This window comes from Pantoea sp. CFCC18179 (assembly GCF_059412405.1).
This window is the reverse complement of sequence record NZ_JBNBPM010000002.1, coordinates 124,999-139,189: the sequence shown is the minus strand read 5'-3', so window position 1 is coordinate 139,189 and position 14,191 is coordinate 124,999. Positions and strand designations below refer to the sequence as shown.

Below are 14,191 nucleotides of genomic sequence, written 5' to 3'. Positions count from 1 at the left end.
GGCCCTGAAATCAAAATTACAGCGCCCGCAGGTGCAGGCGCTAATTCGCTTGACGAATTATTTACCGTTCCACGCTTTCATACGGTCTTCACGCACTTGCAACTGCTGCTGTGGCGTCAGTTTGTTGTAGTTTTCCGCCATACCACTTTCCCAATCGCCGTACAGTGGATTGGGCAGCACGATGAATTGCGTACCGAAACGTTGGTGATTGAGGCTGACGAACTGCTGACGCTGCGCGTTACCCTGATGCCAGGTGGCGCCGCCAAAATCATTTAGGTTGTCACCCACGTACAGCACCACGTTGTAACCGGCATTTTTCACCGCATCAAAGCGCTCTTGCTTGTTGGAATTGCCGGTGCTGAGGCGCACGGTTTTATCGCTGACGCCGCTGAAGCCTAATTTATTTAGGTTCTCCACCGTCGCGGCATAGTCTTTTTGATCGCGGTTGGAGATATAGAACATGGTGCCGCCGTGGCTGTTGACGTAATTGGCAAACTCCACTGCGCCTGGCACTGCGGTCGCCTGTCGTGCCTGGGTCCACGCTGACCAGCTTTTACCGGAGAAAGCCTTGCCGTTTTTCGCCTGCCACGCGCTGTAAGCGCTGTTGTCGATCATGGTTTCATCAAGATCGACAATCACTGCTTTGGGTTTTCCCGCCAATGAAGGGGCCTGATCAAATGCCATGCGCGCGGTGTTAAATGCCTGCCAGCTCAGCGCCTGATATTCGCCGGATTGCTGGAACCAATTCACTGCCAAAACCGATTGCTGACTAAGTTGCTGCTGCGCCAGCTCCTTTGCAGGTTGTGCACAGCCCGACAGAGCCAACGCCATGAGGCCGGACGCTGCCAGCAAGGTGGTGTTTTTCATCATTTCATCCTTAAGTGATTATGGTCAGTTTGTGTAAAGCTTTAAAAATGTAGCAGTTAACGTAAGCTGTGGGCAGAAGAATGCTGCCGTCAGTTAGAGGAGACACTTATGGCTCAGCACGAACAGCGCGGTCCTCGTTCAGCGTTGCTGGATGGATTTTCATGGCTGGAATACGCGTTTCAGCCCGCAGGTCAGCCGGTTCCAGCCGCTGCGGCGTATGGCCAGCAACGTCATAGCGCCAATGTGGTATTGGCGAGTCAAAATCTGCCGCCGAAGAGTTGTGAATCCGATGGCGTGATCGGCGAAAACGGTCTTCCCGTGGCGGTTTATACCGCAGATTGCTTGCCGGTGTTGTTTGCCGATCCACAACAACATCAAGTGGCGGCGGTACATGCGGGATTGCAAGGTACGTTAGGCGGCGTGTTGAATAGCGCCATCGATCGTTTAGTCGAGCGCGGGGCGCGCTATGAAACGCTGCGTGTAGCGATTGGGCCAGCCATCGGTCCGTGCTGTTACGAGCTCGGCAAGGATCGGATTGCGCACATGCAGGATCGCGACGATCTGCCACCGCTGCGGTGGTCAACTGAGCAGCCGCACAATGCGCAAGCCATTCGCCCGCAGGCGCGTGCGCAGCAGCAAGGCATTTGGTTCGATCTGCCACAACTGGCACGGGGATTATTGTTACAGCGCGGGCTTCTGGCGGAACATATTGAAGTGCTGGGCGTGTGTACCTATTGCATGGCGGAATCGCAATCCAGCTATCGCTACAACACCCATTTTGACAGCGGCTACCAATCGCGCTTTTCGTGGATTCGCAGCGTTGAGTAATGGCTTCACTTCCTTGTGAAGCCGCTGCGGTTTAGTGAATCACCGCGTTGAGCGCCAACACGCCAGCTAAACCCAGCACCGAGATCAGCGTTTCCATCACCGTCCAGGTTTTCAGGGTTTCGACCACGCTGAGGTTGAAATAGCCTTTGAACAGCCAAAAACCTGGATCGTTGACGTGCGAAGCGATCACGCTGCCTGATCCGACTGCCAGCACCATCAAAGCCGGATCGGCATGGGTTGCCGCAATGATCGGCGTCACGATGCCTGCGGTGGTGATCGCCGCCACCGTGGCTGAACCCAGCGCCACACGCAGCATTGCCGCTACCGTCCAGCACATCAGCAGCGGTGACAATGACGATCCTTTCATCATATCGGCGATGTAATTACCCACGCCGCTGTCCACCAGCACCTGCTTGAACGCGCCGCCGCCGGCAATGATGAAGATGATCATGGCAATCGCGGCAATCGAGTCACCGCACATATCCATTACTTCTTCCATCTTGCGACCATTGCGTAGACCGAGCGTTAACACCGCAATCACGACGGCGATGAATAGCGCCACGGCTGGATTGCCGACAAACTCAAAGAACTGACGCAACGGGTTTTCTTTTGGCGTAGTCAGCTCAAACACCGCGGCAATCGCCATCAGCACTACCGGGATAACTGCGGCAAAGATGCTGATCCAGAAACCTGGCATCTCATGTTCTTCAAAGATTTTCGGGTTATACAATCCTTCCGGCGGTGACTTCTCAAAACTCTTCAGGAACTTAGAGAAAATCGGACCGGCGATAATCACCGTCGGAATGGTGATGATCATGCCGTACAGCAGCGTGGTACCGAGATTGGCACCAAAGATGGTGGCAATCGCCGTTGGGCCGGGATGCGGCGGCAGGAAGCAGTGCGTTACGGACAACGCCGCCACCATCGGTACACCCACATACAACAGCGGCAAACCTGATGCGGCAACGATGGTGAACACCAGCGGCAACAGCAGCACAAAGCCGACTTCGTAGAACATCGCCAGGCCGACGATCAATCCGGTCAACACCAGCGCCCATTGCAGCCGCTCTTTGCCGAAAGCGGCGATCAGCGTGGTGGCAACGCGTTGCGCCGCGCCGGTATCGGACACTAAGCGCCCGAGCATGGCACCAAAGCCGAGAATCATCGCCAGGCTACCTAAGGTTGAACCAATACCTTTTTGAATCGAGGCCATAACATTCAGTGGCGTCATGCCTTCGGCAATCCCGACCACCGCAGAAACAAACACCAATGCGATAAAGCCATTGATTTTAAATACAATCATTAACACCAGCAGCAGTATCACACCCAGCACAATGATGGTTATTGGCATTTTTTATTATCCTTTTTGAATACAGAGGGGTGCTTAAGGTTTAGGCGCGGCCTGGCGATAATGCCAGCCGCGCCATGGCATTACACGGCGACGCGCATGCCACCATCAACGAACAGCAGATGTCCGTTGACGAAGTTCGAGGCACCCGATGCAAGGAATACCGCCGCACCAATCAGCTCTTCCGGCTTACCCCAACGCGCGGCGGGCGTGCGTTTCGTCAGCCAGCCGGTAAAGGCCGGATCGTCCACCAGCGCTTGCGTCATCTCCGTAACAAAGTAGCCCGGCGCAATCGCGTTGACCTGAATGTTATGGCGTGCCAATTCCACGCACATGCCGCGCGTCAGCATGGTGACGGCGCCTTTTGACGCGGCATACGGCGTGATGGTGTCGCGGCCCAGTTCGCTCTGCATTGAACCGATGTTGATGATTTTGCCCTGTTGGCGCTCGACCATCTTTTTCGCCACCGTTTGCGATACCAGGAACACCGCGGTTTGGTTTACCGCAATCACGTCATTCCAGTCTTGCTCCGGAAATTCGAGGAAAGGACGACGGCGCTGAATGCCTGCGTTGTTCACCAGCACATCAATCGCGCCCCACTCGGCTTCAATCTCGTCTACCGCCTGCTTAACCTGGTCGGATTGGGTCACGTCAAAGGCTTTGGCATGGGCGCGCAGTCCTAATTCACGCAGTTGTGCCGCGCCCTTTTCAGCCCCTTCTGGCGTCGTGGCGTTAACGATCACTTCAGCTCCGGCTTCTGCCAAGCCACGCGCTAATAAAAATCCAATGCCACGCGCCGAACCGGTGAGCAGCACACGTTTACCTTCGAGGGAAAATAACTGATTCATCGCGACTCCTTAAAAGGTCAACTGGACTTTGGCGGCCTGGGTTTTATCACCGGCAAATTGCAGCGCGGCATCAATGTCCTGCAAGGCATACGCGCCGCTGAACAGCGGCAACGGATTCACCACGCCGCTTGCCAGCCATTCAACCGCAGTATTGAATTCATGAGTGAAACGGAAGGAACCGACCAGATTAATTTCTTTGGCGATCAACGCCATGATCGGGAAGTCAGGAATGGTGCCGCCCATGCCAACCTGGACCAGCGTGCCTTTAGCGCACACCACATCAAGGCAACGCTGCAAGGAGGAAGGATGTCCTGAGGCTTCAAATGCCACATCGAAATAACCTTTGTCGGCGAGATACGGTGCGAAATCACCGTTGGCAGCATGAATCACATCAGTGGCGCCCATTTGTTGCGCCATAGCCAACGAACGCTCGCTGATATCGCTGCACACAATCGACGCCGCACCGCGCGCTTTTGCCGCCGCCGCAATCAAGCAACCAATCGGGCCTACACCAGAGATAAACACATGTTTGCCGGTGAGATCACCTGCCTGCTGCGTGGCGTGGATACACACGGCAAGCGGTTCCGCAAACACCATTACCGTTTCATCGGCTTCCTGCGGGAACGGCACACATTGTGCGCTATCCACCACTTTGTACTGGGTGAAGCCGCCATCAACGTGTGGAACATACATCGCACTGCCGAAGAAGCGCATCGTGGTGCACTGGTTTTCCTGATCGCGCTGGCAATATTTGCACTCGCCACAAGGCTTAGAAGGATTTACGGCGACTTTTTGCTTGGGCTGCAAATTTGGGTTATCACTTTCCACCACGTAACCAATCACTTCGTGGCCGAGGATCATCGGCATTTTGATTTCAAAGCTGCCGACTTTACCTTCTTGATAATAATGTAGATCTGAACCGCAGATGCCGCCGCGTGTGATGCGTACCAATGTTCCTTTGCCATCCCACTTAACTTGCTGCTGCGCGACGCTGACTTGTTTTTTACCGGTGATCACACCGGATTGCGTGTCGATATTCATAACTTTCCCATCAGTGATGTTGCAATGGGGGTTATGAAAGCGGGATATGTCGGTTGAAACTGTGACGAGCATCACCTAAAAACATGTTACGGCGGAGCTGTTACTGGGAACGTGATGTGCACGAGGCAGAAAAGGGAAGTGCTGGTGAATGGGTCACCAAAAATGGCGACCCAACGGCGAAGATCAATATCCTGACATCAAATCGTGGCTGTATTTGAATAACTCGGAATCGGAGCGCAAACCGAGTTTTTTCAACGCCGACTGCTTTTGGCCACTTACGGTTTTACGGCTGCGTTTAAACTTGACCGCAATTTGCGACACGCTCAAGCCATCGAGGAAACAACGCACCACTTCAACTTCACGCGGACTGAGGGTTTTCACCTTCTCGTACATATTGCCTTTGTGGTTGAAATCCATGTTTTCATCCAGCGACTCTTCACTCATGACATAGAGGTTTTCAACTTCATAGGCCACTTCTTTCGACAGGAATAAACGCCCTTGTGCCACCTGGCGAATCGCATGCGTAATATCCTGCATATTGTGGCTTTTACCAATAAACCCTTTCACGCCTGCGCTCAACACCATTTTGACGATGGCCGGGCTTTCCATGGATGAAGAGATCAGAATCTTTTGCTGCGGATAGTGATTGCGCAATTGCTTAACCAAGGCAAGGCCATCCAATTCTCGCTCACCTAACAAGAAATCTAATACCAATACATCAACTGGCGTGCTTCTCAGCTGATTAAACAATTCATTACTTGAAGCCCAGGTACCTACTAAATGAATGTCGGGCTCATGCTTTAAACACAACTCGAAAACAGTACGTACCATTGGGTGATCATCAAGGACAGCAACACGCACTTGTTTATTGTGTGCATATACCATTTATTTATTCCCTTATTGCAGTTCTTTCTTTGTCCAATTGTGATAACCACACCAGTTGAAGTGACCTGATGACATTAATAAGCGACAATTGAGTTCATTAATTTACCTCAACGCTTTAAACATTAAAGTTAACGTATCGACTAAATGGCAACACCGCCTGCTGGAGTCGAATATCTTTTTATACTTAAAAATTTAATGTTGCCCACTCACGTAAAAGTGCGAAAATTCTGACTTAACACAGCAACAAGACCACATAAGAATTGTCTTGAAAGGACTCATCATGATTATCACTTTGAATAACATGAATAATTAATAAAATCTTACGACACATAAATAGAATATTTTCTTCAACAAAAGTGCGTATTTTTGAGAATCGTCGCAAAATATTGGTAGTAACAAATTAGAATGCGAGAAATATCAAAATATCTTTATACTCCAATGTCCTTACTGCAACTAATGTGGTTTATCCTTTTCGAGAGAGTGCCGTGCTCAATCTGCCCGCTATTTTCCGTTTGGCAACTTTATTGTTCCTGCTGATATTATCACCGATCTTATTTGCCAATGAAAAAACATTGCAACTGCTGGCTCGATATGACACGACGCAGCCAACTTTGCAATTAGCAGAGCCTATTTCTTCGGGATTTCGTCAACAAATTATCAAAGTTGCGGTAGCAGGGCAGCCACAACCTCCGTTGTATATGGATACCGATCCGCGCCGATTTGAAGGGCTGAGCGCTGATTATCTCTCTCTGATTCAAAGTATGCTTGATACCACCATCGAACTATATCAGTACCCCAGTTACAGTGCTGCTTATAAGGCCGTGATCAGCGGTGAAATGCAGATGTTGGCTATCCATGTGGAGGTTCCCTCATCGGGACCACAAACACTCATCGCCAGCGAACCCTGGATGCTGGATTACAGTGTGGTAGGTTATAAAGCCAATCATCTCTTAAGCTTAAATAGTACGCTTGAGCAGCGCATCGCTTGGTCTGGCGCGCCATCTTTGCGCGAGTATTTAAATCACACCTACAAAAGTGATCAACTGGTACGTTATCCCAGCAATTATGATGCCGTAGCAACGGTGGCATTTGGTCAGATGGGCCAGATATGGGGCAACGCCGCCACAATGAATCATCTTAATCGTTACGTGTTTGCCAATGCTTTGAAAATTGCACCTGATCCACACAGTATTCCATTGAATGTTAGCTTTGGTATCAGTCCGCAACTGCCACAATTGGCAGAGGCCATTGATCAGGCATTAATTCAGATTCCCCTCGCTATTCGCCTACAGATAGCTAAACGCTGGCAACTTGATGCCCACCATGTTTTACAGCGTAATCCGCTGGCATTGACTCAAGAAGAGGAGCAATGGCTTAAAGAGCATCGGGAGATAGCGACCACACTTTCTCAAACTTTGGCACCTTTAAGTAGCCGCTACACCAGAATGCCTTTTCGTGGCATGATTGTGGATGTGCTAGAGCTGATCTCTAATCTCAGCGATCTGAATTTTGAATTTCAATCCACTCAAGAAACTCCGTCTAATAATGCCCCTCGTCTGTTTCCGTTAGAACTCATTGAGCGCGCGGATGAAGCACACCCAGAATTAAATACACGACCGTGGTTAGTTTCGCATTGGGTCATTATTCGCAATCAAAAACCGCGCAGCATTCTTGGTCTCGATACGTTTCCTTTTGGTACGGCATTAATCTTGAGCAATCAAGCGGTGAAAGAGTGGATGATGCAGCATTACCCGAATTTGAACCTCGTTAACAGCCAGGATCCCGTCGATGCTTTGCATAAACTTCGCGAGCACAGAGTTGATGCAGTAGTGGTGCCAAAAATATTTGCCGATTATCTGCTGCGCAATGATTTCAGTGACGGCTTAACCGTTGAAAGCACACTCGGCGCGGAACCAGCGCGTTTTGTTATGCGTGTTGAACCGGGCAATGAAATGCTGGTGAGTATTCTTAATAAAGCGCTGTTAGCTATTCCACCTGAAACATTATTTAAGTTGTTAGCGCATTGGCGGCAGGCTGAGACGCCTTTTCTCAGCGCATCCTGGCAGAATTATAAACAGGCAATCTTAATTATTGTGCTGATTTCAGCCGGAGTCATTGTGCTGATTCTGTTGTGGAACCGCCATTTACGGAAGGTCATTCAGCAACGAATTCAAGCTGAAAACGCGCTGAAGAATCAGCTTAATTTTACGCATACTCTTTTTAACGATTCGCCGGTTGCGATGTACATTCGCGACAAGAAAGCCCGATTAGTTGACTGTAACAAAGCCTATCTTCGCTTTATGAATTTCCGCCGCGAGGAAGTCATCGGTAAACGCCTTTCAGACGTGCTAACCGGCAAAAATTCCAGCATTCACAGCATTGAAGATGGCTATTTGCAAACCTTACAGGACGGTGAAGCGGTTATGCGCGATATACAAATGGCGTTTAATCAACAAACGTTCCAGCTTTATCACTGGACGCTTCCTTTTCGCGATCGGCATGGCGATGTTGCCGGGGTAATTGGCGGTTGGTTAGATATCACTGAACGCAACGCTTTATTACAAGAGCTTCAATTGGCAAAGGACGCAGCAGACAAGGCAAATCGCTCTAAAAGTGCCTTTCTCGCCAGCATGAGTCATGAAATCCGCACCCCGTTACATGCCATTATTGGCTTGCTGGAATTGGAAACGCGATCGCAACCAGCCGATTCACTGTCAGAAAACATTCGCGTGGCATACAGTTCAGCGCATGCTCTGCTGTCATTAATTGGCGATGTACTCGATTTATCAAAGATCGAATCTGGCTTATATCAACCCACGCTGGAAACCGTTTATTTACCGGACGTGATTGAACAGGCTGTGGCACTGTTTCGTAATAAGGCGGAAAGCAAAGGGCTGAATCTGCTGATTGAAATGGACATCGCCGCTTATTGGGTCAAAACCGATCCACTGATGATTAATCAAATTCTCTCTAACCTCTTAAGCAACGCTATAAAATTCACCGATGAAGGCACGGTAACCGTGGTGTTGATGCAGGGCATTGCTCAAGAGGAAGAAGGCAACGAATTCGTCATTGAAGTGAGCGATAACGGCTGTGGGATGACGGAAGATCAGCAGCATGCCATCTTCGAACCTTTCGTTCAGGTTGGCGAGCGACATCAACAGCAGCTTGGCACCGGCCTGGGACTTAGCATCTGTCACAATCTTGCCCACCTTTTGGACGGTGAATTGATAGTAGAGAGCGCACCTGGCGAAGGTGCGGTTTTCTCGTTCTATTTTCGCGCTCAGCAAGGCGAACCGCGCGATCAAACACAACCTCATCTATCGCAACCACAGCTATCAGACAAGCTTTCGGTATTAGTGATAGACGATCATGCGCCCAATCGCCTGTTATTGGGTAAACAGCTTGAGTTGGCAGATCATCAAGTGGTGGTCAGTGAGAGTGCAGCAGAAGCGTTAGCACTGTGGCAACGGAATCCGCTCCGTTTTGATTTAATCATCACCGACTGCAATATGCCCGGCATGAACGGTTTCCAGTTTGCTGAGGCATTACGCGAATATGAGCATCAACATCATTTGCCGCCAATTATGCTCTATGGTCTGACAGCTTCTGCTGAGGAGCACATTTTGCAGCGCTGCTTGCAATCTGGCATGAATGACTGCTTATTTAAGCCATTGAATTTAGATAAATTACTTGGAAAAATTGCGTATTGCATTCACCGTGACTCAGATAAGGTTATGACAGGTGAGGTAGTAGAAACGGTTGAAATGCTCGAAAGAGTAGAGAGGGTCGAAACAGGCATAACAATTTTTCCGCCTCTGTTAACGCAATTGGCTGAACGCGATCCTGATAGCTGTTTGGCATTAATTACCAGCATCCGCACCAGCCACCAACAACTGTTGGTAGAATTGCAGCAATCTCAGCGAGCCAGTGCGTTATCGCAATTGGGTCATAAACTTAAGGGTGGCGCAGCCATGATCAATGCGAATGCATTGATGCAGTTGGGACGTCGCCTGGAGAATTATGAAGAAGTAGATACGCAGCTGATAATAGAGGAAATTACTCTAGAAATAGATCGCGTAGATCAGGCATTAATTGAATTCGTAACGTCTCGCTTGAAAAAACAGCAGATTTTCTAGAATCATAATCTTAACGAGACATTTCTCGGTTCGCCCTATTAATCCGCCGGACATAATAACCGTCAACGTTATCATTACGGTGACGTTAAAGGGAGAGATATGTTTAATGCAAAAATTCTCATCATTGATGAGCATCGGTTGGCGGCCGCGGGTGTACAGGCATTATTATTGATGAATGGTTTTAATTGTGTCACTACTGCACACACAATTAACGATGGTATAGATGATATCATTCATCATCACATTGATATATTGATATTGGATCCAGATTTCAAAGAAAAAAATGGTATCGCATTTTTACGCGATATCGTTAAATCAAAAGCCTGGATGAAGGTCATCCTGATAAGTCAGGGCGGTAACAACCACCCTTCCATACAATCACTTAGCCAGGGAGTAAATGGATTCATATCCACATATGATCCTATTCAAACCCTGATTGCAGCCATTGGCTGTGTATCCAATAATGTTAATTATCTTCCTGGTGATATCTTAGATAAACTTCAGCGCTACACGAATGAGCAAGATATGCTTTCTCGATTAACAGATCGTGAAAATTTAATCTTGCGTCAACTCGCGCAAGGAAAATCAAATAAAATCATCGCTTGTGAATTAGGGTTAAATAATAAAACCATTAGCACCTATAAAACAAAGATATTCCAAAAACTTGAATCAAAAAACCTGGTAGATATTATTGAACTCGCCCGCCGCAACGGTGCATGCTAAGCAAAAAATCAAGACTAGTCTTGCGGATTAATAGTGCTAAACCGTGGCATGATGTGCCTCGTTCATACCTCGAACAGTTTTTAAAAGATTGAGTCTTAACAGAATTAATAACCACAGAGCTAATTTATTAGCCCCTTCTTCATGCTATTACAGGGCGAGCTGGTTTCTTCCCGTGCCTGGCGAAGGCAATCCGATGCTTTCGTCTGCGACTGGCCGCCCTGCTTTTTTTTGATGCTTCTCACAGGCTGAACGCCGCACACTTTCTTCCCGCTAAAATCCCGCTAGAGTTCACTCATCCGACCACTTTATGAGTATGTGATCATGTCTGAGCACTATGCCCACCTTTTTGCCCCGCTGGATTTGGGCTTTACCCAACTGAAAAACCGTTTCCTGATGGGTTCAATGCATACCGGATTGGAAGAGCATGCAGATGGCGCTGAACGCTTAGCCGCTTTTTATGCCGAACGCGCACGCGAAGGCGTGGCGCTGATTGTCACAGGCGGCATTGCCCCCAATCCGCAAGGTGTGGTGGCACACGGCGGAGCGATGCTCAATCAAGAAGATCAATGCGGCTGGCACCGCGTCATCACCGATGCGGTGCATGCTGAAGGCGGGAAAATTGCGCTGCAAATTCTGCATGCCGGGCGCTACAGTTATCAACGCGATTTGGTCGCCCCTTCACCGTTACAAGCGCCCATCAACCCTTTCACGCCGCATGCGTTAAGCGACGCTGAGATTCGCCAAACCATTCAAGACTTCGCGCACTGCGCCAAATTGGCACAACAAGCGGGTTACGACGGCGTTGAAATCATGGGCTCGGAAGGCTATCTGATTAATCAGTTTTTAGTGGCGCACACCAATCAGCGTGATGATGATTGGGGCGGCGATATTGAGCGGCGACAACGCTTCGCGTTGGAAGTGACTCAGGCAGTGCGCAGTGCGGTCGGTCGCGAATTCATCATTATTTTCCGTCTCTCGATGCTCGATCTGGTCAATAACGGCAGTTCACTTGAAGAGACGTTAGCGCTGGCGAGCAAACTTGAGCAGTGCGGTGTGACCCTCTTCAACAGCGGCATTGGCTGGCATGAAGCGCGCATTCCTACTATCGCCACCTGCGTGCCGCGTGCTGGGTTTGCCTGGGTAACGCAGCATCTGCGCGAACAGGTTTCGGTGCCGGTGATTGCCACCAACCGCATCAATCATCCGGAGGTAGCAGAACAACTGCTGCGCGATGGCATTGCCGATATGGTATCGATGGCGCGCCCTTTCCTCGCCGACGCCGCGTTTGTCCGCAAAGCGCAATCTGGTCAGCCGGATGCAATCAATACCTGCATTGCCTGCAATCAAGCCTGCCTTGATCAGATTTTTGTCGGCAAAGTGACCTCTTGCCTGGTGAATCCGCGTGCCTGCCACGAAACCTTGATGCCAGTGAGCAACGCTGAAAAACCGAAAAAATTAGCTGTTGTCGGTGCAGGTCCCGCAGGCATGGCTTTCGCGCTACAGGCGGCGCAGCGCGGCCATCAGGTTGCTCTGTATGAAGCGGATGCGCAGATTGGCGGACAATTTAATATCGCTCGACAGATTCCCGGCAAAGAGGAGTTCAGCGAAACGCTGCGCTATTTCCGCCACCAATTAGCGGCGGCTGGCGTAACGATTCATACCAACCAACGCGTCTCCGCTAATGACCTCGAATCAGCCGATGAAGTGATCATCGCCACCGGCATTGTGCCGCGCCAGCTCACCCTGCCCGGCATCGATCATCCCAGCGTGCTCAGCTACCTCGACGTCATTCGCGATAAAAAACCGGTCGGCAAACGCGTGGCGATTATTGGCGCAGGCGGCATTGGCTTTGATACTGCTGAGTTTTTGCTGCATCAATCCAGCCATGAGGATTTCTACCAAAGCTGGGGCATCGACCACAGCTTGCAAGCGCGCGGCGGTTTGATCGTACCCAAGCCGCAACCTGCCGACCGCGAAATCTGGCTGCTGCAACGCAAATCCGGCAAACCGGGCGCGGGATTGGCGAAAACCACCGGCTGGATTCATCGCGCCAGTTTGCAAGCGCACGGCGTAAAATTGTGGGGCGATGTGGAGTATCTGAAGATTGATGATGCGGGCCTGCATCTACGCCATCAAGGCGAAGCCATTACGTTGGCGGTGGATAACGTGGTGATTTGTGCTGGCCAGGAACCGCTGCGGCTATTGGCAGATCAACTCAGCGCGCGCGGCAAAACGGTGCGGCTGATTGGTGGAGCAGATGTGGCGCAGGAGCTGGATGCTCGCCGCGCCATCGCTCAGGCGACCGAACTGGCGCTGAGTGTGTAATTAGCGCAGTTTGACCGAACGCAGTACCACGAACTTGGCGTTAGAGGCCACCAGTTCGCAGTTGCCAAACAGCTTTTTCATTTTGACGTGATAACCGAGGTGGCGGTTGCCGACGATGCGCAACTCGCCGCCATATTGCAGGCAACGCTTGGCATCGCGCAGCATTTGCCACGCCAGATGATCGGTAACCGCGTGCTGCTGATGGAATGGCGGATTGCACAGTACCGCATGCAGACGATCCGACGGGAAGCCGCTCAGCACGTTGTTAACGCGGAACTGGCAACGCGCCAAGTCCTGCGGACGGTTCACTTCCACGTTCAGCTGGCTGGATGCCACTGCCATGTAAGATTCGTCATAGAACAGCACGTCCGCATTCGGGTTCTGCTCCAGCGCCAGCAAACCAATCACGCCATTGCCGCAACCCAGATCGAGAATCTCACCTTCAATATCAAACGGCAGATGCTGCATAAAGAAGCGTGCACCGACATCCAGCGACGCACGCGAGAAGACGTTGGCGTGGTTGTGAATCTGGTAGGCTGAATCGTCGAGCGGCCAAACGGTGGTTTCAGACTGCTCGGCCAGTTTTGGCGCGGTGTAACGGCTGTAAATCAGGCGCGCTTTTTTCCATGCCAGTGAGGTTTTGCTCTCACCGAGGATGCGCTCGAACAGTTGCAGTGTGGAGTTATGAATATCTTTGGCTTTCGCCGCGGCCAGAATCAGCGTTTCCGGCGTCACCACTTCACGCAGCGCACGCAACTGGTGTTCCAGCAGCGCCAGCGCTTTAGGGATTTTGATCAACACCACCGCCGGAGCAGCCGGCAATGGCGCAAGGCTATCGAGAAAGTGCACCTGATCCTCGTCCATCTCATTGAGACGCAGGTTTTGTTTCGCCGCCTGCTCACTCAGCAGCGAATCACTGACATGCCACACTGGACGTTCGCCCAAGCCGCAAGTCAACGCACCAAAGCTGTCGTTGAACACCAGCACCGGTCCTTCTGGCAGCTCTTGCTGCAACAGGTATTCATCGGCGGAATCCCACGCCTGTAGCGGGCTTTCCTCGCGCATAGGCGGGAAGCGGTGCAGCGTCAGCGTGCGATTGGTCAGTTCAAGTTGGCTCATGGAATCTCCGGCGTGGTACACTTTGCGCGATTTTCGCCCTAAAAAGGGGGCGCAGTATACTGTCTTTC

Annotated in this window: 10 protein-coding genes; 4 read left to right on the top strand and 6 right to left on the bottom strand. The window is 50.7% G+C overall.

All coding sequences use genetic code 11. The features are described from left to right. Nucleotides 1-57: 57 nt before the first annotated feature. On the bottom strand, nt 58-867 hold the full coding sequence (locus ACPUC7_RS05280) for a 5'-nucleotidase, lipoprotein e(P4) family (RefSeq protein WP_494922375.1): 810 nt from the start codon (nt 865-867) through the stop codon (nt 58-60). Nucleotides 868-975: 108 nt separating this feature from the next. On the opposite strand from ACPUC7_RS05280, the gene ACPUC7_RS05275 reads away from it, so the two are divergent. Next, nucleotides 976-1,695 carry a purine nucleoside phosphorylase YfiH/LACC1 family protein gene (locus ACPUC7_RS05275; protein ID WP_494922023.1) on the top strand — a complete coding sequence of 240 codons (720 nt, stop codon included), beginning with the start codon at nt 976-978 and terminating at the stop codon, nt 1,693-1,695. A 31-nt stretch (nt 1,696-1,726) separates the two neighbouring features. Here the strand turns inward: ACPUC7_RS05275 and ACPUC7_RS05270 are convergent, their stop codons facing one another. From ACPUC7_RS05270 to ACPUC7_RS05255, 4 genes are all read right to left on the bottom strand, one after another. Next, the gene (locus tag ACPUC7_RS05270; protein ID WP_494922022.1) at nt 1,727-3,046 is read right to left on the bottom strand and encodes a gluconate:H+ symporter; all 1,320 of its coding nucleotides are present in this window, start codon (nt 3,044-3,046) and stop codon (nt 1,727-1,729) included. Nucleotides 3,047-3,126: 80 nt separating this feature from the next. Next, on the bottom strand, nt 3,127-3,891 hold the full coding sequence (gene idnO / locus ACPUC7_RS05265; protein ID WP_494922021.1) for a gluconate 5-dehydrogenase: 765 nt from the start codon (nt 3,889-3,891) through the stop codon (nt 3,127-3,129). 9 nt (nt 3,892-3,900) lie between these two features. Next, the gene (gene idnD / locus ACPUC7_RS05260) at nt 3,901-4,932 is read right to left on the bottom strand and encodes an L-idonate 5-dehydrogenase (RefSeq protein WP_494922020.1); all 1,032 of its coding nucleotides are present in this window, start codon (nt 4,930-4,932) and stop codon (nt 3,901-3,903) included. Between the two features lie 183 nt (nt 4,933-5,115). After that, nucleotides 5,116-5,817 (bottom strand): response regulator, encoded by a 702-nt coding sequence (locus tag ACPUC7_RS05255; protein ID WP_494922019.1) that lies wholly within the window; start codon nt 5,815-5,817, stop codon nt 5,116-5,118. 485 nt (nt 5,818-6,302) lie between these two features. On the opposite strand from ACPUC7_RS05255, the gene ACPUC7_RS05250 reads away from it, so the two are divergent. The 3 genes from ACPUC7_RS05250 to ACPUC7_RS05240 all read left to right on the top strand — a co-directional run bounded on the left by ACPUC7_RS05250 (nt 6,303) and on the right by ACPUC7_RS05240 (nt 13,004). Beyond that, nucleotides 6,303-9,956 carry an ATP-binding protein gene (locus tag ACPUC7_RS05250; protein WP_494922018.1) on the top strand — a complete coding sequence of 1,218 codons (3,654 nt, stop codon included), beginning with the start codon at nt 6,303-6,305 and terminating at the stop codon, nt 9,954-9,956. A 99-nt stretch (nt 9,957-10,055) separates the two neighbouring features. Further along, nucleotides 10,056-10,679 carry a LuxR C-terminal-related transcriptional regulator gene (locus ACPUC7_RS05245; RefSeq protein WP_343550682.1) on the top strand — a complete coding sequence of 208 codons (624 nt, stop codon included), beginning with the start codon at nt 10,056-10,058 and terminating at the stop codon, nt 10,677-10,679. 321 nt (nt 10,680-11,000) lie between these two features. After that, complete coding sequence (locus tag ACPUC7_RS05240) at nt 11,001-13,004, top strand: oxidoreductase (RefSeq protein ID WP_494922017.1); 2,004 nt, start codon at nt 11,001-11,003, stop codon at nt 13,002-13,004. Here the strand turns inward: ACPUC7_RS05240 and rlmG are convergent, their stop codons facing one another. Further along, nucleotides 13,005-14,123, bottom strand: a complete 1,119-nt coding sequence (gene rlmG, locus ACPUC7_RS05235) for a 23S rRNA (guanine(1835)-N(2))-methyltransferase RlmG (RefSeq protein ID WP_494922016.1) — start codon at nt 14,121-14,123, stop codon at nt 13,005-13,007. Between the last annotated feature and the right edge of the window lie 68 nt (nt 14,124-14,191).

Coding starts and splice junctions, on each gene's coding strand:
- idnO (WP_494922021.1), bottom strand. CDS start 3,891: ATGAATCAGTTATTTTCCCTCGAAGGTAAACGTGTGCTGCTCACCGGT.
- idnD (WP_494922020.1), bottom strand. CDS start 4,932: ATGAATATCGACACGCAATCCGGTGTGATCACCGGTAAAAAACAAGTC.
- ACPUC7_RS05275 (WP_494922023.1), top strand. CDS start 976: ATGGCTCAGCACGAACAGCGCGGTCCTCGTTCAGCGTTGCTGGATGGA.
- ACPUC7_RS05245 (WP_343550682.1), top strand. CDS start 10,056: ATGTTTAATGCAAAAATTCTCATCATTGATGAGCATCGGTTGGCGGCC.
- rlmG (WP_494922016.1), bottom strand. CDS start 14,123: ATGAGCCAACTTGAACTGACCAATCGCACGCTGACGCTGCACCGCTTC.
- ACPUC7_RS05270 (WP_494922022.1), bottom strand. CDS start 3,046: ATGCCAATAACCATCATTGTGCTGGGTGTGATACTGCTGCTGGTGTTA.
- ACPUC7_RS05240 (WP_494922017.1), top strand. CDS start 11,001: ATGTCTGAGCACTATGCCCACCTTTTTGCCCCGCTGGATTTGGGCTTT.
- ACPUC7_RS05255 (WP_494922019.1), bottom strand. CDS start 5,817: ATGGTATATGCACACAATAAACAAGTGCGTGTTGCTGTCCTTGATGAT.
- ACPUC7_RS05280 (WP_494922375.1), bottom strand. CDS start 867: ATGAAAAACACCACCTTGCTGGCAGCGTCCGGCCTCATGGCGTTGGCT.